Origin of the sequence: Psychrobacter nivimaris (assembly GCF_904846365.1) — a bacterium.
GTDB classification, from domain to species: Bacteria; Pseudomonadota; Gammaproteobacteria; order Pseudomonadales; family Moraxellaceae; genus Psychrobacter; species Psychrobacter nivimaris_B.
Map to the genome: position 1 here is coordinate 1 of NZ_CAJHAL010000031.1, position 21,671 is coordinate 21,671.

General features: G+C 43.5%; 15 protein-coding genes. 2 read left to right on the forward strand and 13 right to left on the reverse strand.

Features of this window, described 5'->3' with window-relative positions; translation table 11 throughout:
* Positions 1-369: 369 nt before the first annotated feature.
* Positions 370-876, reverse strand: a complete 507-nt coding sequence (locus JMX63_RS11880) for a hypothetical protein (RefSeq protein WP_201572560.1) — start codon at positions 874-876, stop codon at positions 370-372.
* A 299-nt stretch (positions 877-1,175) separates the two neighbouring features.
* Between JMX63_RS11880 and JMX63_RS11885 the strand changes: the two genes are divergently transcribed.
* Positions 1,176-2,006 (forward strand): Cof-type HAD-IIB family hydrolase, encoded by an 831-nt coding sequence (locus JMX63_RS11885; RefSeq protein ID WP_201572562.1) that lies wholly within the window; start codon positions 1,176-1,178, stop codon positions 2,004-2,006.
* Between the two features lie 215 nt (positions 2,007-2,221).
* On the opposite strand, the gene JMX63_RS11890 is transcribed toward JMX63_RS11885, so the two are convergent.
* Positions 2,222-3,049: a 3-oxoacyl-ACP reductase gene (locus tag JMX63_RS11890; RefSeq protein WP_201572564.1), complete on the reverse strand. Its 828-nt coding sequence runs from the start codon at positions 3,047-3,049 to the stop codon at positions 2,222-2,224.
* Positions 3,050-3,424: 375 nt separating this feature from the next.
* On the opposite strand from JMX63_RS11890, the gene JMX63_RS11895 reads away from it, so the two are divergent.
* Positions 3,425-4,558, forward strand: a complete 1,134-nt coding sequence (locus JMX63_RS11895; protein ID WP_201572566.1) for an ABC transporter substrate-binding protein — start codon at positions 3,425-3,427, stop codon at positions 4,556-4,558.
* Between the two features lie 80 nt (positions 4,559-4,638).
* Here JMX63_RS11895 and JMX63_RS11900 read toward each other — a convergent pair whose 3' ends face one another.
* The 11 genes from JMX63_RS11900 to pilM all read right to left on the reverse strand — a co-directional run bounded on the left by JMX63_RS11900 (position 4,639) and on the right by pilM (position 21,656).
* The gene (locus JMX63_RS11900; protein ID WP_201572568.1) at positions 4,639-5,850 is read right to left on the reverse strand and encodes an FUSC family protein; all 1,212 of its coding nucleotides are present in this window, start codon (positions 5,848-5,850) and stop codon (positions 4,639-4,641) included.
* Between the two features lie 288 nt (positions 5,851-6,138).
* A complete protein-coding gene (locus tag JMX63_RS11905) occupies positions 6,139-7,560 on the reverse strand; it encodes a glutamate synthase subunit beta (protein WP_201572570.1) in 1,422 nt (473 codons plus the stop codon).
* A 265-nt stretch (positions 7,561-7,825) separates the two neighbouring features.
* On the reverse strand, positions 7,826-12,289 hold the full coding sequence (gene gltB, locus JMX63_RS11910) for a glutamate synthase large subunit (RefSeq protein ID WP_201572572.1): 4,464 nt from the start codon (positions 12,287-12,289) through the stop codon (positions 7,826-7,828).
* A gap of 864 nt (positions 12,290-13,153) precedes the next feature.
* Positions 13,154-14,242, reverse strand: coding sequence for a hypothetical protein (locus JMX63_RS11915; RefSeq protein WP_201549310.1), 1,089 nt, complete (start codon positions 14,240-14,242; stop codon positions 13,154-13,156).
* A 129-nt stretch (positions 14,243-14,371) separates the two neighbouring features.
* The gene (gene aroB, locus JMX63_RS11920; RefSeq protein WP_201572574.1) at positions 14,372-15,478 is read right to left on the reverse strand and encodes a 3-dehydroquinate synthase; all 1,107 of its coding nucleotides are present in this window, start codon (positions 15,476-15,478) and stop codon (positions 14,372-14,374) included.
* 75 nt (positions 15,479-15,553) lie between these two features.
* Positions 15,554-16,114 (reverse strand): shikimate kinase AroK, encoded by a 561-nt coding sequence (gene aroK / locus JMX63_RS11925; protein WP_201572576.1) that lies wholly within the window; start codon positions 16,112-16,114, stop codon positions 15,554-15,556.
* Between the two features lie 205 nt (positions 16,115-16,319).
* Positions 16,320-18,671, reverse strand: coding sequence for a type IV pilus secretin PilQ (pilQ, locus tag JMX63_RS11930; protein ID WP_201572578.1), 2,352 nt, complete (start codon positions 18,669-18,671; stop codon positions 16,320-16,322).
* A 27-nt stretch (positions 18,672-18,698) separates the two neighbouring features.
* Complete coding sequence (locus JMX63_RS11935) at positions 18,699-19,232, reverse strand: pilus assembly protein PilP (RefSeq protein WP_201572580.1); 534 nt, start codon at positions 19,230-19,232, stop codon at positions 18,699-18,701.
* Entirely contained in the window at positions 19,232-19,951 is a 720-nt protein-coding gene (locus JMX63_RS11940) for a type IV pilus inner membrane component PilO (RefSeq protein ID WP_201572582.1), read from the reverse strand. The genes JMX63_RS11935 and JMX63_RS11940 overlap by 1 nt, the downstream gene beginning before the upstream one ends.
* Entirely contained in the window at positions 19,948-20,601 is a 654-nt protein-coding gene (locus JMX63_RS11945; RefSeq protein ID WP_201572584.1) for a PilN domain-containing protein, read from the reverse strand. The genes JMX63_RS11940 and JMX63_RS11945 overlap by 4 nt, the downstream gene beginning before the upstream one ends.
* Positions 20,601-21,656: a type IV pilus assembly protein PilM gene (pilM, locus tag JMX63_RS11950; RefSeq protein ID WP_101204296.1), complete on the reverse strand. Its 1,056-nt coding sequence runs from the start codon at positions 21,654-21,656 to the stop codon at positions 20,601-20,603. Before pilM ends, JMX63_RS11945 begins: the two co-directional genes overlap by 1 nt.
* Between the last annotated feature and the right edge of the window lie 15 nt (positions 21,657-21,671).

Sequence of the window (21,671 nt, forward strand, 5' to 3'; positions counted from 1 at the left end):
TGGCTAAATCTTGCCAAACAGCGTCAAATAGCTGGTTAATATCCCGATATTATCTGCGCTATTTTTCTTGTTTGACGGCAATTTATCTCATTTTTATCACCATTTTTGAAATGAAGACACGCCCTAGGATTCAAAAGGGTTTGGGCTATAAATCGCCAAGACAGGTGTGGTTTGACTTTTATCGTCAGGCTGCGTAACTAAAATCTCCCAAGTTTAGTTCTACGGGATTGACAGCAGGGGTCAATAAGCTAGCCTGTTTATAGGTATATAAAACACAACTTACCTTCAATAAAAAGCCATCTATGCTATGTATAAACAGTTTTGTATAGACGACTTTGTTGTTGCATATTAATTGACATAGCTAACGTATCAATACCGTCCCATCTCAACGGTTGTTTCAGCAAGTACCGAATCGCCCTGCCATGCTTGTACATCTACCGTATACAGATGGTTCTTGCCGCCAGAGCAAGGCGGCTTATATGCACCGCCCGCCTCACCTTTGCGGTTACGGTATTCTGCGACCATCTCAATACCTACTGGCACTTCGTAAGTATGACCAAATACTCGTGGCACTTCTGCGCTCGTAGCACCCTCTGGTAGTGCAAACTCGACAATGCCATGGCCACCATGCTGCATACGTTTATTGCTTACATCGTTGTAGACGAACACCAAGCTTTCAGCTCTTGTAGGAATGTTTGAAACAGTCATGCTAGGCGTGGCTGGGCTTTTACCGTCATAGTTTAAACATTGCTGCCCCTCAGGTATTTTTTTGCCATCCCAAACAGCATCATTAAATTCAACATCCATTGCAAAAGCATTGGCAGATAAAGCCAAGGTCGCCAAAACTGTAACCGTTTTTAAGATGAAAAAGTTCATACTTGTTCCTTTAGGTAACTGATGCATTAATAACGATAGTCCATCTTATTTCGTAGATTAGTTTTGATAATTGAATATAACTTTATAATAAATAAACACGGTTAAGTTAATCATATCGTTTAGCATTTTTGTTAATACTCTGGACAAGCAATGAGCTGTTCTACAGGCTACATGCAAATACTGTCTCAATAAGCATACTTGTAGCATCATAGGTTACTCGATAGGTATTTATCTGATTGGGTATGTTGTAGTAGTATCTGAATCATTGTATCTACACGACTAAAAATAATAGGATCATCATGTTTATCGAAGATAAGATTGCCAAAGAAAGTATGACTACTAAGATTTCGACCCCCAAAATCATCTTTTTTGACATCGATGATACCTTGAGCCGTAACGGCATTATCGCTGAACACAATAAAGCGACGCTTGAGCAGCTTGCAGATACCGATATTAAACTAGTGATTTCGACTGGTCGTTCTAAAGCCATATTGCCTGAAGACATTCTAGCGTTGCTTGATGCAGATATATTGGACGCCATTATTTGTATGAATGGACAATATAGTTTTGATAAAAGCGGCCGAATCAGCCACTACCCGTTAACGGCTGAACAGACAGATAAAATCGTGCGTCTGTGCCAGCAGAGTGATTTGATTCATAAGTTTGACTCTGCCACTCATATCGCTTGGTCAGATGAAAATGAACGTTTGCGCGAGTTCAATGCGGTTACGCCCAATTCGATCCTTGACCCTGATTACTACAAATCAAATACCGTCTATCAATGCTCGGTATTTTTTAATAATCAGCAAGAAAAGATGCAAGAAATCGATTTTGCCCAGTATGATTTAAAGCTGGTACATTGGCATCAGATTGGTGCTGATATATTGCCAGCAGACGCATCAAAAGCTCGCGGTATCAAAGATATGTGCGAGTACTATGCGGTAGATGCAAGCGAGTGTATGGCATTTGGTGATGGTATGAATGACTTAGAAATGTTCGACTTGGTTGGGTTTGCTGTGGCCATGGGAGATGCACAGCCAGCTTTAATAGAACGCGCTAACTTTGTCACTGGGACGATTGAAGAATATGGTATTCAAACCGTGCTTAATCAGTTAGAAATGAGATCATAAGACTGTTCAGGCACATAAAGCCATTAATGTTTATTTAATTAACGTTCATTTAAAAAAAGCCCTTGCTAGCTGACTAGTAAGGGCTTTTTATTATGGTCTAATTTTATATAGAAAATATAAATGAAATCTTTAGCAATGATGATTCCATCACATTGACGATCGTTTTGTTCTTCTACAAATCCAATAGAACGTTAAGGCATCAGTTAAAGACTCAATTAAGGCATCGTCAAACCACCATCGACAGCGATAGATTGTCCAGTAATAGCCATACTCAAATCAGATGCCATGAGCAATACTGAATTGGCAAAATCAGCTACCGAGGTTGCTTGGCGCAGCGGCGTTGTAGTCGCGATATAGTCGAATACCTCTTCAGTGGTTAAGCTGCTTGCGTCGGTGGTTTTTAATAAGCCACCTGCTAGCAAATTCACCCGAATACCATACTGTCCAAGCTCGCTCGCTAGGTTGCGCGTTAGCCCAATCAACGCTGATTTAGCCGTGGTGTAATCATAATAGGTAACCACTGGGTTGTAGACCAGATTGGTCGATATATTGATGATTTTACCTACTTGCTGCGCTTTCATTTGCGGCAGCACCGCTTGCACCATATTGACCGCGCCTTTAACAATACCATCCATTTGTTGCGAAAAATGCGACCACTTTACTGTTTCAATACCGGTGTACGCAGCGCTTGGATTGAACTGATAACTGGGCAAGGCATTATTGACCAATATATCGATACGACCATGACGAGTGATGACTTCAGCTGCCATGGCTTGTACTTGCTCAAGCTCGGTGACATCCGCCTGATAAGCAAATGCTTGGCCACCTGTCGCGATGATATCAGCTACTACTGCCTCAGCAGCCTCTTTACTATTGAGGTAGTTGACGCAAACGATAGCGCCTGCTGCTGCCATTTGCTGTGCAATCTGTGCACCAAGCCCTCGACTGGCACCAGTGACTATGGCGACTTTATCCGTAAGCAATGCCGGTATAACTGAGTGGCTTTTATTCAAGGTGTTTTGAGTTGAGGTACTTTCGGTCATTGTGCTGTATCCTTTATTATTATGGTATGGTTGGTGTCTTAGAGCCAAAGGCTGATATCTGCTTAAATGATGTTCGTCATACTTCGGCCTGCGCCAATCATAGCATGGTTATATGCTATCTTTTTTCGATTCGAGGTTAGCAGCTCGCTAGCAATTCTACCCAAAATTAGCTGTCATTAAGTTAGTTTTGCTACTCATCTCATTAGCCCAACTGGCTATTTTTATTAGTATTATTGAGCATTGCCTTAATGATAACCCTTTAAATTGTATAAACTAATGACCATAATAGTTTTATTGGCCATGTCAGGCTTGTATCTTTTTGGCTTTTTTATTGAATTTTTCTGATTTGCATTATCTTTATTTAGGAGAGATATTTTGACCCATTTATCATCGTCACATCCAACTACTCACACCTCGGCTAGTGTCGGTCGTATAGTGCCAAAAGCATTATTAGCAATGGCTGTCGGCTTGGTGCTTGCCAGCTGTAGCAACTCTGATAATGCGGCTGATGGGAGTGCTGCGGCGAGCAATGAGACGCTGAACCTTTACAACTGGTCAGAGTATATGCCGCAAGAGATTTTAGATGGTTTTGAAGAAGAAACTGGCATCTCAGTTAATTACACCACATTTGACTCTAACGAAGCGATGTATGCCAAGCTCAAACTACTCGATGATTCTAGTCAGTATGACTTAGCGATTCCATCGACTTATTATGTCGAAAAGATGGCGAAAGAAGGACTACTGCAAGAGCTAGACAAATCCAAATTGAGCAATTTCAAAAACCTTGATACCTCATTTACTAATATCAAAGTCGATCCTGATAATAAATATTCTATCCCTTATATGTGGGGCAGCACCGGTCTAGCCATTAACGGTGACAGTGTCGATCCGAAAACTGTCAATAGCTGGAATGACCTATGGGATCCTAAGTATAAAGGTCAGGTGATGCTGACCAATGACGTGCGTGAAGTCTTTGGTATGGCACTGCTGACTCTTGGCTACTCAGGTAATAGTAGCAATCCTGACGAAATCGAAGCCGCTTACGATAAGCTCACCACGTTGGTGCCAAACGTCAAAACTTTTAACTCTGATGCGACGCGTATGCCATATATCGAAGGTGAAACTGCGCTTGGTATGACATGGAATGGTGAAGCAGTCATGGCCAATGACGAAGGTTTGACTAGCTTGGTTTATAAGTATCCAACCGAAGGCGCTATCTTGTGGATGGACAACTTTGTCATTCCAAAAAATGCCAAGCAAGTTGATGCAGCACATAAATTTATTGATTACTTATTGCGTCCTGAAAATGCAAAAATCGTGAGTGAAGAAATTGGTTATGCCTCACCAAACCAGGCAGCACGCGAGCTGATGGATGAAAGTGTTCGTAACAATCCAACGATTTATCCTTCTAAAGAAGTATTAGCAAAAGCTGAGTTCCAAGAAGATGTAGGCGATGAGGCGTTGCAAGTGTATCAGCAGTATTGGGACAAACTAAAGACGGGTCGTTAATAGTTTTGATGTAGCACTTGAAAATAACGTAGTCTTTTAAAATAAAAACGCTGATCCTAAATGGTCAGCGTTTTTTTGCGCTATAAATGTAAATCCGTCTCGCCGCCCTGCTCTTTCATCCGGCGCTGCTCGCGGCGCTGATAGCCTAGGCCAGATGCAGCAAACCAATGCGGTTTCGATGTTTGTAGTAAATCACTCAGCTGCTGTAATTGAGTCTGCAAGGTTTGGGTCAGCCAAAAATAGCCCTGCCACTCAAACGCTAGGTGCTGTACGCTTGGATACTCTGAGACGGCAATACGGGTAATGGGTCGAAATACTTCATCACTTGGACTACGTAATACCGCTGCCATATGCTGCATCGCTTGGGTTAGCTCATGCTGATAATGTACCAATAAAACATGATTTTCTTCATCAATTTCTATATTCGCTAAGCGCGGAGCCGCACTTAATAATAAATCAATCGTCCCGATAATATTACGGTGGGTACGTTGAATCGTCTCTAGCGTTTCTTTTTCGATTCCTGACTCACTGGCTGTCGCCGCGATATGTGGTCGCACAGCCAGCAGACGTTTATTGATCTGCTGTAACGCTGTGACCAACGCTCTATCAACGGGTACTTCCTTAATAGGAAAAGCTACTGGGTCTAACTTTTGAACAGAGTCGTCCACCACTCCATCCGTTGCGTCAATATGATGACCTACGCCTGCATAGAGACTACTACAAGCGTCAAGGTTACTACTCAATAAGAACCGCCACATCAACGTTGATTTGAGCGGCAAAATTAGCGTCACTGCTACCGAAACGCCTGTCCCCAGTAAGATATTTAAGGCGCGGTAGATACCATCTTGACCAATGCTATTATTGCCTAAATCAGAGACAATCATCAACATAGTGATGCCCGTTAGCAGCCCTGTATACCCAAGCTGCCTGACGGCTAGATAGCCAATGATGCCGCTGAGCAGACCAATGAGCGCATAGTCCACCCACAACCATGCGCCTGCGTTCTGATTAAACCATAACACCCCAAGCGCAGTACCAATACCTAACAAAGTACCGATCACGCGCTCTTTCGCCTTAGTATAAATAGCGCCTTGGTATTGCAATAACCCTAGAATAATAAATACGGTAATAGTCGTCCATTCACCGTGCGGAAGATTGGTGATTTTATTGACCAATAGGGCCAATATCACAGCTGTGCCTAGGCGAGTGGCATGTAGGATATCTGCATGTTGGTAGCGAACATAAGGTTCGACAAATGGAGCAGTAATACGCTGATAAAGGGTGGGTTTCACGCAAGGCTACTCTTTTTGGGTGGAATGTTTAGGTGAGACATTTTAGTAAAGGATTATTAAAAATCTCAATAACTAGCGGTAAGTATAAGTTGATATTCTATCAGCAAAATGACGGGCAAAAAATAACGCCTTTTACCTATTATTCACAGGTAAAAGGCGTTATAAAAAATATCCTAGCACACTATATTGAAATCTACGCTATTGAAGATTACTTATTAAATGACTCGTCAAATTCTTCATTGAGAACTGCATCAGTATTAATGAGTAATAGTCTATTGCGCTAGCGTATTACACTTCAAGGTAGTCTAGAATACCTTCCGCAGCTTCGCGGCCTTCCCAAATCGCGGTCACAACCAAGTCAGAACCACGCACCATATCGCCACCAGCGAAGATTTTAGGATTTTGGGTCTGGAATTTGAAGGTTTGCTTTTCGGCTGCTAGTACGCGACCAGAGCTGTCCATCCCCACTTGCTGAGACTCAAACCAATCAGCAGGACTTGGTCTAAAACCAAAGGCCATGATGACTGCATCACATGGGATGATCTCTTCAGAATTGGGAATCGGTTCAGGGCGTTGACGACCGCGGTTGTCTGGTGCACCCAACTGAGTAGTAACGACTTTTACGCCGTTAACTTTACCATTTAAGCCGATGATTTCGGTTGGCTGACGATTGAATAAGAACTCGACGCCTTCCTCGCGAGCATTGACCACTTCGCGGCGTGAACCTGGCATGTTTTCTTCGTCACGGCGATAGGCACAAACTACTTTTTCGGCGCCTTGACGGATACTGGTACGGTTACAGTCCATTGCTGTATCGCCGCCACCAAGTACTACCACCTTTTTACCTTTAAAGTCGATGTACTCTTCAGCGTCTTTTTCCCAATCATTGCAACGGTTCACGTTGGCAATCAGGTAATCTAGTGCATCATAGACGCCTGTCAGCTCTTCACCAGCAAAGCCGCCGCGCATATAGGTGTATGTACCCATACCCATAAATACCGCATCATACTCAGCCAATAGCTCATCAATCGTGACGTCTGTACCAATCTCTGTCTCTAAACGGAATTCGATACCCATGTCTTCAAAGATCACACGACGATTGCGCATGACATCTTTTTCCATTTTGAACTCAGGGATACCGAATGTCAGTAAGCCACCAATTTCAGGGCGCTTATCAAAGACGACTGGTTTGACACCATTTCTGACCAAGATATCCGCACAACCTAAACCTGCTGGTCCTGCGCCAATGATAGCGACTTTTTTATCTGTCCAAACGACTTCAGACATATCTGGACGCCAACCAAGTGCAAACGCGGTATCGTTGATATATTTTTCGACATTACCAATGGTCACTGCGCCAAAACCATCATTTAACGTACAAGCGCCTTCACACAGACGATCTTGAGGGCAAACTCGACCACAAACTTCGGGCAACGTATTAGTACGGTGACACAATTCGGCTGCTTGAAAGATCTGTCCTTCGGTGGCCAGTTTTAGCCAGTTAGGGATATAGTTATGGACTGGACATTTCCACTCACAATAAGGGTTACCACATTCAAGGCAACGATGCGACTGCTGTGCAACGGCTTCGTTTTCGAACGGTTTATAAATTTCGACAAACTCTGTTGAACGTGTGGCAATGTCTTTTTTGGTGGGATCAAAACGAGGTACATCTAAAAACTGAAAATTATTTTCTAAGCGTTTTGCCATGGTGCTATCTCTTTTATCTAAGGTTCTTTTATAGTGAGCGGCGACCATCAGCAATGTCTCATTTATCTGCTACCCTATTTGGGTTAACACTGAGACTTATGATGTACTGTGGTCGCTTACCTGCTAAAAACCTGTGAGTTAAACGTCTCTAAAAACGGAACGCTGGCTAACCTAATCAAAACTATCGATACTCTATGCCTACCAAGTAGCGATCATAAAGTCATAAATAGCAAATGATCGTTACTGTGTAAGCATTACAGATCGACTACTGAGGATCTGCCATAGTGGTTTTGAGGAGGCTTGCGATATTTGCCGCTTTTGGCTTCACCAAATAGAACTTACGAACGTAATGTTCAAAGTCATCTAGTATGGTCTGGCCCCATGCGCTACCTGTTTTTTCTACGTGAGTCTCAATCACTTGTTGCAAGTGAATACGATGCTCTTCGGTTTGCTCGCTTGAGATACGGTTGAGATCGATCAGCTCATGGTTACAGCGATCAAAGAAATCTCCTTCCATATCGAGTACATAAGCAAAACCACCGGTCATACCAGCACCAAAGTTGAGGCCAGTACGTCCAAGGATAGTCACGATACCGCCTGTCATGTATTCACAGCAATGATCACCTGTGCCTTCGATGACAGCATGCGTACCTGAGTTACGTACCCCAAAACGCTCACCTGCTGTACCAGCAGCATATAGCTTACCGCCTGTTGCCCCGTATAGGCAGGTATTACCAATGATGGCGGTTTCTTGTGCTGTAAAGTTCGAATTTTTTGGCGGGTAAATAACAATCTCACCGCCTGCCATACCTTTACCGACATAGTCATTGGCATCGCCTTCAAGCTCAATATTCAGACCGCCTGCATTCCACACACCCAAGCTCTGACCTGCTGTACCAGTAAGACGAAGCTTGATCGGCATATCGCTCATGCCAAGGTTGCCCCATACTTGTGCAATCTCACCAGAGATACGAGCACCGATAGAGCGGTCACAGTTACCAACGAAATAGTTGTAATCACCGCCTGAACCTTGGCGAATATTCACAATCATATCGCTAATCATCTGTTCAGCAAGTAACCCTTTATCAAATGGCTCGTTACGCTCCACTTGACACGTTTGTGCTTTGCCCACGCTAGCTGGATGACTAAATAGCAATGGGGTCAAATCAAGATGGCGCTGCTTTTCAGTATTGCCTTCTAAAATATCGAGCAAGTCAGTACGACCGACCAGCTCTTCCATGCTGCGAACCCCTAGTGCTGCTAACCATTCGCGTGTTTCGGTCGCCACAAACTTAAAGAAGTTAATCAGCATTTCTGCTTCGCCAATGAAATGCTCGTCACGCAGTTTGGCTTTTTGGGTAGCGACGCCTGTTGGGCAGTTATTTAAATGACAGATACGTAGGTATTTACAACCAACCGCAATCATCGGCGTGGTACCAAAACCAAAGCTTTCTGCACCAAGAATAGCGGCCTTGACGACATCCAGTCCTGTTTTTAAGCCACCATCAGTCTGAACACGTACCTTATCACGTAATCCATTCACTCGTAGAGACTGATGAGTCTCAGCCAGACCCAGCTCCCATGGTGAGCCTGCATGGTGGATAGACGATAGCGGAGACGCTGCTGTACCACCATCATAACCTGAGATAGTAATCAGATCGGCATAGGCTTTTGCGACGCCCGTTGCGATCGTTCCCACACCTGGACGCGACACCAATTTAACTGATACTAATGCGTCTGGATTGACTTGTTTTAAATCAAAAATCAACTGCGCCAAATCTTCGATAGAGTAAATATCGTGATGCGGCGGCGGTGAAATCAGTGTCACTCCTGGCACCGAATAACGTAAACGTGCAATCAGCGCGTTGACTTTACCACCAGGTAGCTGTCCACCTTCACCTGGCTTAGCGCCTTGAGCAACTTTAATCTGCATCACTTCAGCTGAGCGTAGATAGGCAGGCGTTACGCCAAAACGACCAGAGGCAACTTGCTTGATTTTTGAGTTGCGCAGCGTCCCGTAACGCGCAGGATCTTCGCCGCCTTCACCAGAGTTTGAGCGTCCACCGATGGTATTCATAGCCATTGCGATTGACTCGTGTGCTTCAGGAGATAGCGCGCCTAATGACATACCAGCTGAATCAAAACGGGTCAAAATCTCAGAGATATCTTCAACATCATTGACATCGATACTGTTGTCAGTTTTTAGTTGCAGCAAATCGCGTAACGTCGCGACTGGGCGACTATTAACTAAATCAGCATAATTACGGTAATTATCGTAATCACCAGTACGTACTGCAGTATGCAGGCTATTAATCACATCAGGATTAAAGGCATGGTACTCTTTGTTGAAGACAAATTTGAGCAGACCACCCTGATCTAGAGGGGCACGACGCTTAAACGCATTGGCAGCCAGTTGCGCTTGATCAGCAGCAAGGTCTGCAAAGGTAGCGCCTTTGATTCGACTTTGTACGCCTTTAAAGCATAAATTGACGACTTCTTCTGATAGGCCGACTGCTTCAAACAACTGCGCGCCGCGATAAGAAACAATGGTAGAGATACCCATTTTTGATAAGATTTTCAGCAAACCTTTATCTAAGCCTTTGCGGAAATTAACACGGGCTTGAATCGGATCACCGAGTAGCTCACCAGTCGCGACCAAATCATCAATGACATCGTATGCCAGATATGGATATACACAAGTTGCACCAAAACCAATCAATACCGCTATTTGATGCGAGTCACGGGCAAGACCTGTCTCAATGATTAAATTAGCATCGGTACGGATACCTTGCGCGATTAGATAATGATGCACAGCACCAGTTACCATAATGGCGTTGGCGGGTACTTTGTCTGCATCGATCTCTTTATCAGACAGTACGATCAAGGTATTGCCCGAACGGATTTTATCTGCCACTTCTTCGCAAATAGCCACGATGGCATCAGATAGTTCTAAAGTACGGTCATAGTTCAGATCAATGCGAGCCATCTTAAACGCTGGATCATCCAAAGTTTCAAGCTGCTGCATCTTGCTGGCTGACAATACTGGCGATGACAAAATAATACGATGAGCATCTCTCGCAGATGGTGCAAATACGTTAGTCTCAGCGCCTAAGCAGGTCTGCAACGACATCACGATTGATTCACGTAATGGATCGATTGGCGGATTGGTTACCTGTGCAAACTGCTGGCGGAAAAAATCACCGACATGGCGAATTTGCTGCGACAGTACAGCCATTGGCGTATCGTCACCCATTGAGCCGACTGGTTCTTGACCATTTTCAGCATTAGGGCGAATGATTTCTGTGCGCTCTTCATTGGTGATGTGATACATTTTTTGTAGCGCTTTGAGCTTATCACCACGGCACGCTTGCGTTGCCAATGTCTCTTCTAGACGCTCATCATCACGGACACGCGTCGCTTCTTCACGCAACCATTTGCGATATGGATGCGCCGTTTTTAGTAAAGTTGCAATAGCCGTCGTATCTAAAATTTGACCTGTTAACGTATCAATGACCAGCATTTGACCAGGTCCAACGCGACCTTTTGCTAATACATCTTGTGGCTCGTAATCCCAAACGCCCACTTCTGATGCAACAGTGATATAGCCATTCTTAGTGGTTACCCAACGTGACGGTCGCAGACCGTTTCTATCGAGCATACAGACCGCATAGCGTCCATCCTGAATGACTAGACCTGCTGGACCGTCCCACGCTTCCATATGCTGTGAGTAAAACTCATAAAACGCACGCAGATCCATATCCATGCTATCAACGTTCTGCCACGCTGGGGGTACCAAGATAGACATTGCATGGAATAGGTTCATACCGCCAGACATAAGCACTTCGAGCATGTTATCTAAGCTTGATGAATCTGAACCGGTACTATTTACAAGTGGTGTCAACTCATTCAAGTTAGGCAGTTTGTCTGATTTTAGCTTTGGCGTACGGGCTTTAGACCAGTTGCGGTTACCTGTAATGGTATTTAACTCACCATTGTGCGCAAGATAACGGAATGGCTGTGCCAGTGGCCAGCGCGGCAAGGTATTGGTTGAGAAACGCTGATGGAATACTACGATATGTGACGCCAAACGCTCATCTTGCAAATCCAAGAAAAACGCTGGTAAGTCTGAAGGCATTACCAAGCCTTTGTAAATAATAGTCTGACAACTCAATGAACATACATAGAATAGCTCATCATCCGTCAAACGCTGCTCTGCTTTTTTGCGTGCAACAAATAACTTACGGTTGAAATCATCAGCAGCCAAGTCATCTGGCGCATTAACGAACACTTGCTTAAAGTCTGGCAATGTCTCACGACCAATCTCACCAACAATACTCAAGTCGAGTGGTACATCACGCCAGCCAGCCACTTCTAATCCTTGGGCGGTAATCTCATCGCTCAATACTTGTTGGCTATGCTTGGCTTTATCGCTATCTAAATTAACGAACACCATACCGACAGCAAAGTTGTCCGTAATGGCAAATTGCTGCTCAGCAGCAATCTGTTTAAAGAAATCGGTAGGCGTCGCTAATAGTAAGCCACAACCATCACCAGTTCTACCGTCAGCAGCAACACCGCCGCGATGTGTCATACAACTTAAACTATGAATGGCAGTTTTTACCAAATCATGGCTCGCTTCACCCTCAATATGGGCAATTAGGCCAAAACCGCAATTATCAGAAAAATCATCTGGCGTGGCCAGGTGTGTTTGTGAGGAAATCATTGACATAGCTTGTCCTTTTAAGTAGACGGGCAACTTACATTTCCAATGCGGAGTATAAGTTGGTACCCGTAAGCAGAACGGGCTGATAGTGGATATTCGTGTGTTCGAATTGGCAAATAGTGCAATGCTCGATAGACATCATACTCTAAGAGAAAGTAAAACCCTTGACCCTCCTGGTCATTAGCTGATGTCTTGACATGTGGTCCGTGTATCAAAAGATAGTAAGTAGCAGCCCTTGGCAACGGAAGAATCTACGCCCTTAAATGCCAGTTACTCAATCAGTGATATCTAATGCCATTCATTTAAGCATCATTTGTTATATTGTCATGTTTAGCATTTAGAGCTAAGCATACAATAACTTAATAACGGTGCACTTATTTATCTTGAATATCTGACGCTCTGTATTCAAGCACTTTGTTTACCCTAAAAAGAGTGACAATAAGAGAGGTTGCGTCACTTACGATAACCTTATTATAGATAGTAAGTAACCGCGCTTGAGACAATAATATTTAGTAAAGAACTCTAAAAACTAAGAAAAAACCACTAAATAGTTGTTAAATAGACATTTTTTACGATAACTATACAGAACGTCGCCCACAGTTATATTAGTTAATGATTGTCGAAAAATCTAGTCTTTTCTATCGATTCATCAGCCATAAATTGTAAGAGGACTTATTACTATTGGTTATGAGACAAATAAAACTACTATTAAAATTTTAATGTAAACCATATAAATGACAGTTAGTAAAAGGCTTTGATAATACTTAGCAATAGTAGCTTGCCGTTTATTATGACGATGAAATTATTTTGTATAGGGCTAAAAAAACCCACTAACCAAATAGCTAGTGGGTTTAATTAATCAGGCAAAAACTAATTACTCTTATCTTCTATTAGCGCTTTTATACTGTCGCTATTATTCTTGGGAGGATTAGCGTTAGCATTTTTGCCATTAGCATTTGAATTATTATTTGTGCTACTAGGGGGCTTAGGCGTTGGCACGACTGGTGGCTTCTTACTAGTAGAGTTCTCCGCCGGTGCCGCAGGCTTTTTGTTTTCTGGCGCAGGCTTACTTGCGTTGTTTTCTTCTTTTGGCGATGTTTCAGATATTGTCTGCGTCTCACCACCAACCGTACGCTCTTCACTAACAGACAGTGTGGCAGAGGTATCTACTGACTGACGAATACTCTCTTGAGTACTGCTACTATTAGCGCTTTCTTGGTTACCTCGATTATTATTAGCACTAGCTGCTTGAGCAGCGGCGTCATCAGCTTCTTCTTGCAAACGAGCAGGCACTTCACGCTTGGTAGGTTTCAAATCGACGGCACGTGTACGTTTCGTACTCAAATCTTTTACTGGATCAGGACGCTCATAATTATCAATGATACTGACATACCGATTAATCTCTTCTGGCAGTACACGTACATTCGTAGGTAACTTAAAGTCTATTAGCTTTGCTGCTCCTACCGCTTCTTGCGGGCTACTCATAATCCCATAAGTCAGCATATAACGGACTTGCTTTTCGTCATCAAGATAACGGAAATAAGCAAATTTATCGCGATCTTGACGGCCTTCTAGGTAACTGACAATCACATCGTTTTCAGCGACATTCATTACTTGAACAGTCCACTTGCCTTTATTAGCTAGCAGATAACGCTTGTCTTTAAACTCATCAGGATAATCGCGCAAATCTCGAATCGTTGTATCAAAGTTAATCGGTTGTACATCCGTATCTAGCTCGTGTAGCGATTCGACTTTTAATGGTTGCTCAAACTCTTCATTCAAAATCTCTGGCGCTGATATCGGTGCATTCTCAATTTTGGCACCCATGGCTGGCGTTTGACTAAACATCCATACTAACGCTGTGACCACCCCTAAAAGCAAGGTCACTATTAGCCAAATCAGTGCTTGACGACTGTATGATTGGCTAGCAGTACGCGTTTTCGTTTTTGATGTTGCCATGAGGCGGTCCTTGGTAAACACATGTTTTACAGCATGATATAAATGCTTATTTAAACAAAGGTACAGCCAACCAGTCGGCTATAAGTACGAGATTTTAGTATAAATATATAAGCGATAATTTTTAAGACGTTACGCGCTATGTTTTGACAAAACTTCGTGCAATAACTGGCTGTCAAACTCATTAGTCATTACCGCATCGCCAATTGATTTTAACAAAATTAGGCGGATTTGTCCGTGTTTCACCTTTTTATCGTGGCCCATTAAATCTAAAGCAGTGTCTACATCGATAGCTGGTGGCGTAATAGGTAAGTTTGCCAATTCTAAAACACGCTTAATACGTACGACTTCATCATCAGTTAACCAGCCAATTTTTTGCGATAGCTCAGCTGCTTGTACCATGCCAGCCGCTACTGCTTCGCCATGTAACCAATTGCCATAGCCTTCATGTGTTTCAATCACATGACCAAAAGTATGGCCAAAGTTCAATAGCGCGCGCACACCCGACTCTCTTTCGTCTTGTGCCACTACATCGGCTTTGTACTGACAGCAGCGCTTTACAGCTTCACCAAGTACTGCCAAGTCAAGCGCCATCATTGCAGGTAAGTTTGCTTCAAGCCACGTTAAAAAGGCCTCATCCATGATAAGGGCATATTTAATAATCTCAGCCACTCCAGCAGATAGCTCACGCGCAGGCAGTGTCTTAAGCGTACTCATATCAGCAAGCACCATTTGCGGCTGCCAAAAAGCACCAATCATATTTTTACCTTGCGGATGATTGATACCTGTTTTACCACCAACACTAGAATCCACTTGTGACAATAGCGTCGTTGGAATTTGAATAAAATTGACACCGCGCATAAAGCTGGCAGCAGCAAAGCCAGTCATATCTCCGACTACACCACCGCCAAGGGCAATAAGTGTCACATCACGATTGAAGTGTTCTGTCATCAGTGCATCATAAATCTGATCAATACTTGCCTGATTTTTGTATTGTTCACCATCTGGCAGTACGCACACCTTTACCGTAAACTGCTCTCCTAACTCATCTTCTAATGCTTTTAAGTATAAAGGCGCCACAGTGTCATTAGTAACAATCAAAACCTGACGGCCACTGATATAAGGCGTGATTTGCTTCGCCATACTACTATGTTCAGTCGTAGATTGTTCAGTAATGACAATAGGATAATCATGACTTTGCGTATGAACTATTAAGCCATCATGAAACGGCATTACCATGTGATACTCCTAAAGCATTTTCGATAAGGTAAAAGTAATTGAGTCTGTTTATCAATCGTAGTTGCCAGTCTATTACTAATCTTCTTGGTGCACCGATGAGTCCGTAGTGCAATCGACGAATGATTCTAGCTGCTGCATCAATTGATTGACCATATGGCGTGGGTACGTGTGACCAGTAGGCATAATAATATGGGCGACTTGGCGATAGAGTGGATCGCGAGCACTATACAAATCTTGCAATATCTTTCTAGGATTAGGCTGCTGCAATAATGGTCGAGACTTGTCTTTAGAGGTACGTGCAAGCTGTACCTCGACCGGTGCATTAAGATAAACCACAATGCCACGCTGTTTTAGGAATTCTCGGTTTTCAGCACACATGACTGCACCGCCACCGGTCGCTAATACGATTTGAGAGTTTTGGGTCAATTCATCAATGGCACGCGTTTCACGCTCACGGAAACCTGCCTCGCCTTCTTTGGCAAATATCCAAGCAATGTCGGCACCTGTCTGCGATTCAATATACCAGTCGCTGTCTACAAAAGTGCGACCTAACTGCTTGGCAAGCAGTTTTCCGATTGTCGTCTTCCCTGCTCCCATCGGACCCACTAAAAACACCGACGGTAATTCCTGCCCCATAATACTTACTCAGCTAAATTAGGTATGATACAACGTCATTGTTATTCTGGCTAGTAATGAGCCGTGATTATTGTGAGTAAAATTTAGAGTGCATCATTCATCGGTACATACATAAATATTGCAACGCTAAAACCACTAATTTCGCGCATAAAAAAAGCAAGCACTATGGCTTACTTTTTTTAGTAACTAGCTAAACAATTTATTATTAGTTCAGACGACTCGTACCATCATTAATAAGCTTCGGAGTTACGAAAATAAGTAGCTCTTCCTTACTATTACTACGTACATCACGACGGAAGGCACGACCAATATAAGGCAAGTCTCCTAAGAAAGGTACTTTATCTACACCATTACTAGTGCGGTTTTTGAAGACGCCGCCCAGTACGACTGTCTGACCATCTTCAATAATAACGTTGGTTGATATAGAATCCTCAGAGATGGCAACCTGATTATTAATGATAGTCGGTGTACCATTGGTAATGACCAATTGCAAACCAATCTTGCCATCAGGTGTGATGTTTGGTGTCGCTTCTAGACTTAATGCAGCCTCTTTAAAGCTGGTTGTCGTCGCACCACTGGCTGATGCTTCTTGATAAGGAATCTGAGTACCAGAAGAGACCTTTGCTGTCTGCTTGTCTGCGGTCAAAATCTTTGGTGTAGAAATAACTTCACCACGGTTATCCGCTTGCAGTGCTGACAGCTCAAGATCTAGCATCACATCAGACATACTGAGCAAACCAAAGGCGATACTACCTGCTGGGTTGGAAACACCCAAATCAACGTTTAAGTTATCAGGACGAGTAATGTCATAAGAAGGATAAGAAACGGTTTGACCATTTACCGTCGTCGTCTCTACATCAAAATCTTTTAAATCCCATAAGGTTTGATCGCTACCGCCAACCAATAAGCTGCGGTTGTTGGCGGCACCGTTTGATAATATACCCCAACGTACACCGATCTCTTTACTGAAGCTATCAGTTGCACTGACAATACGTGCTTCGATCATGACTTGGCGAACAGGTATATCAATTTTGCTGATTAATTTATGGATATTTTCGATACTGTCAGCCACGTCTTTAATAATCAAAGTATTGGTACGTTCATCAACCGTTACCGTCCCACGATTGGATAACAACGTATTATTGTCATCGCTATTTGCTAGGCCACTACTATTACCAGTTGCGCCGCTACCTTGCGAAATAAGCGTTAAAACATCTTGTGCTTTTGCATAGCTTAAACGAATGTACTCAGTACGCAAAGGCGCATAAGATTGAACAGCTTGCTGCGCTTCTAGTTCACGTGCTTCTTGTTCAGCAAGTTCCGTAGAAGGCGCAACCAAAATCACATTGCCATTTTCACGCTTGCCTAGATTTTTACTTTTCAAAATAATATCGAGGGCTTGATCCCAAGGAACATTAATCAAACGCAAAGTGATGTTACCAGCAACAGAATCACTTGCCACGATATTCATCTCAGTAAACTGCGCCAAAATATCTAAGACACTACGAACCTCAACATCTTGGAATTCCATAGATAGCGGTTCGCCACTATAAACTCTTTCTTCCAGCGTCGGCTCACGTAACAACTCAGGCTTTTTAATACCAATATTTAACTGGTTACCTGATTGGTAGGCTTGATACTCATAATCGTCATTCATGTTAATGGTAACGACGCCATTCTGACCTTGGTTTTTAGTATCAATACTACCAACAAGACCACTATTAATATTCAATCGGCGCAATAAGTTTCTCGGAACCGTACTACCAGTCAAACGTACGACAAGTTTATTACCTTGGCGCTGCACATCTACTGGAATGGCTTCGTTGGCCAGTACCATGCTGACATTACCGCCACCATCACTGCCTGCTGAAAAATTGACTGCGCTTAACCCATCATAGCTATACTGCTTGCTTACTTGTGAAGCGGCCAATTGAGGGTTCAAAAGCGGATTGACTCTGACCACCATCGTATCAGCTGGTACTTCGTTCTTCACGACAACCTTGCTCGTGGTACGTACAGGTGCTACTGGTACAGTAGAACTCTCAACAATAGGCGTAACGACTGCAGTCGTTGTCATACTATAATTGTTATTAAGTACATCTTGAATCGGGTCGCTGGTAATGACAGGACGATTAGGATCAGTGATGGTCAGCAATAAATCATTGCCTTCAATCGCTGTCGTATAATTTCCTGACTCTTTTAAACCAACGATGAGGCGCGTGGTACTGTCACTACTTAGCGTAGTAACGTCATTAATCGCACCGATGTTGTATTCGTTAAAGCGGCTAGCAAGCCCATTCTGTACTTGTTCGAAATCTAGGACTAAGCGACTAGGATCATCAAGCTGATAGGCTGCAGGCAATACTGGCAATCCTGTAAACCCCAAACGCATTTGCGTCACTGCAGGTGCGGTCTGTACTACAGAGACATTATCGATGCGCTGTGCAGCATGAGCACTATTAGTCACAGCCACCATACTGACTGCCAGTGCTGAAATGGCAAAAGCAGAAGACATGCGGTTGCTCATCATCATTACCTTGTTATTGCGTACTGTCATTATTTATTCCTCAAAAAATCTGCCGACTTAGCTTATAGGGGATACCAGCGACTGGGGTTTTTCTACAAACCCGGCGCGGCTGTCTGGCACAATTTCAATCAAGTTAACCTGGGTCGGCGTGATTTCAACAATACGGCCGTCATTCAATCCAAGATAATCGCCTACTTTAACACTGGCAACGGAACCATCAGGACGTTGTATCAATGCATATCGCTGACCTTCGGGCGAAATCACCACACCTCGGAAGACCAATTGCGACAGTTCATACTGCTCAAGCGGTTCTTTGATTCTGTTGATATCTGGTCGTACACCATCTATAGAAGTAGTCGGGCCTTGTACATTGACTAAACTCGGTGGCAAAAACGGACTACGCTGCGAGCTAGCGCTATACACAAAATCCTCTACCAGTTCGGCTTTAGGCGGCGGCTCAATAGGTTGGGCAGGCTGATTACGTATGTCAGCCATTGATTGCTCTGCCATACCAATACGATCTGTACAACCTGTCATCGATAACGTTGCCATGCTCAAAACAAGTAATATCGGCAGTCTTTGAATAGTCATTAGTTGCCTCCTACATTTGTATCAGTAGCGGCGGCGGCATCACCTTCAGGAGCCGCTTCTTTAGAGCGATAAGTCTTAGTTTGCAATACTAAATTGAGCTCTGGCAAAACATCTAATGTAGGCTGCGGGTTACTAACTTCAAAATCATGCATCGTAATAATTCGAGGCAGTGCAGCAAGACCACTGATAAAGCTACCAAACTGATGGTATTCACCCAAAGCCGCGATACGTATTGGCTGCTCAATAAAGAATTCATTTTCGATTTCAGGCTCTACTGAAATATCTTGGAAGCGGATATTGCTACCAACGCCTGTCATGTTTATGCCTTCTACCAGTTCTGACACACGCGTATCTTTTGGCAACTGATCTAACAAAGTATTAAACTCAGTTTCCATTTGAACCACTTGCGCCTGATACGCTTTTAAATGACGAGCGCGAGATTCTTTTTCACGGTAGCTATCAAGCAAGGTCTGCTGCTGGCTTTCAGCCGCATTGATCTCATCGATTTTGCTACTGATGGGTAATGCCCATGACAATGCTGCGATAAAAGTGATGATAAGACCAATCACTGTCACCTTTACAGGTAATGGCCAACTGCCATAGTTTTCTGAATCTAGCGACTCAAAACTACGGCGAAACTCATTTAAATCGAATTGCTTTTTTGGCTTTAAAGCAGATTTTTTGGTTTTAGAGAGGCTCTTTTTGCGGATAAGCTTCATAACGCTCCTCCTAGACCAGTATCGGTGTCAGCAGCAGTCGGAGTTTCCGATTGTACTCTAGTCGTTACTACAAACTGTACGTAACTGTCTTCAGGATAAACAGGTCGCGCCTGCTCACCAGTATTAACCGTATTATTGAGGACTGGAGCAGCCTCATAAGCGCTAATATTCTGTTGAATGTTACTTACTGCTGAGTTGCCCATCCATTTACTGTTATCAAGGTTACGAATCAGGCTGGACACAATGTTTGGATTGTCCGCTAAGCCTGTCAAAGTTAGCGTATCACCTTCACGTTTAAGGTTATTTAGATAAAGTGCTGGTGGAATAGCTTTAGCGAGATCATCCCACAAGCGTACAGGTACAGGACGTCGCCCCTGCAAGTCTTGAATGACTTGCATGCGTGAAATAATGTCTTCACGGCGCTGCTCTAAACTGTCAATTTCGGTCAATGCGGTGTCTAAGCGAGTGTTTTCTTGTTCGATCAATGCATTGGCATCAAGCTGCTCATCAAGTTCATTATTGAAATAGCTCCATGAAGCAAAAGCTGCTAATAGCGTCAGTAACGTCACTGCCACTATCAATGTCATAAACTCTTTGTTACGACGTTCACGCTCTTCTTGTCGCCAAGGTAAAAGGTTAATACGAGCCATTAGTCAAAGCTCCTTAACGCAAGACCACATGCAGCCATTAAGCTTGGCGCATCAACCGCCAGTTGCTCATTGTCAATATTTGGTGCAATAGTCATATTGGTAAAAGGGTTGGCAACACTGACAGTTACACCCAGCTTTTGTTGTGCCATACCAGCGAGACCTGCAATAGAACTGCTGCCTCCTGCAAGCACCACATGATCGATACTGCTATATTGACTTGATGAAAAATAAAACTGTAAAGAGCGAGTGATTTGTTGAATGGTATTTTCTATAAAAGGGGTTAGTACTTCAGGATAGTAGTCATCAGGCAAGGTACGTTCGCGTTTACTTAGTGTCGCTTCTTCTGCTGATAGGCCATAGCGATTTTGTATTGCCTCGGTCAGCTGAGCACCGCCAAATAACTGCTCACGACTATAAATAAACTCACCATTCTTAGCGATGTATAATGTGGTTTGATTGTGGCCAATATCTACCAATGCTACTAGTTCTGGTACGTTTGGAAGGCTATCCACCATCAATCCAAACGCACGCTCGATTGCATGAGACTCGATATCCATGACTTTCGTTTGCAAGCCACCAAAGGCTAAAGCATCGACACGCTGGTCGACGTTCTCTGAACGAGAAGCAGCAAGCAACACCTGAACCATATCTTCACTAACCAAAGACGGTCCTAATACTTCAAAGTCTAGATTGACGTCTTCTAATGGATAAGGCACATACTGGTCGGCATCTAAACGTATTTGCGCCTCACGCTCTACATCGCTGAGTGTCATATCCATATCAATGATTTTAGTAATCACTGCAGAGCCAGAAACAGCGGTCGCAGCATTGCTACCCGCGACTTGGCAGCGTCTTGCCAAGCTCGTTATAATATTACCGGCAGCTTCTGTATCTACTAGAATCTTATCGACCACGATACCTTCCGGTAGTCTTTCAATACCATAAGATTTTAGGTGGAACATGCCTTGCTGACGCTGTATGTCAACCAACTTTACTGAAGTGGCACAAATATCCACGCCAATCAAATGTCGACTTTTGGAAGTAAATAGCCTCACTAGCTCTATACCTTA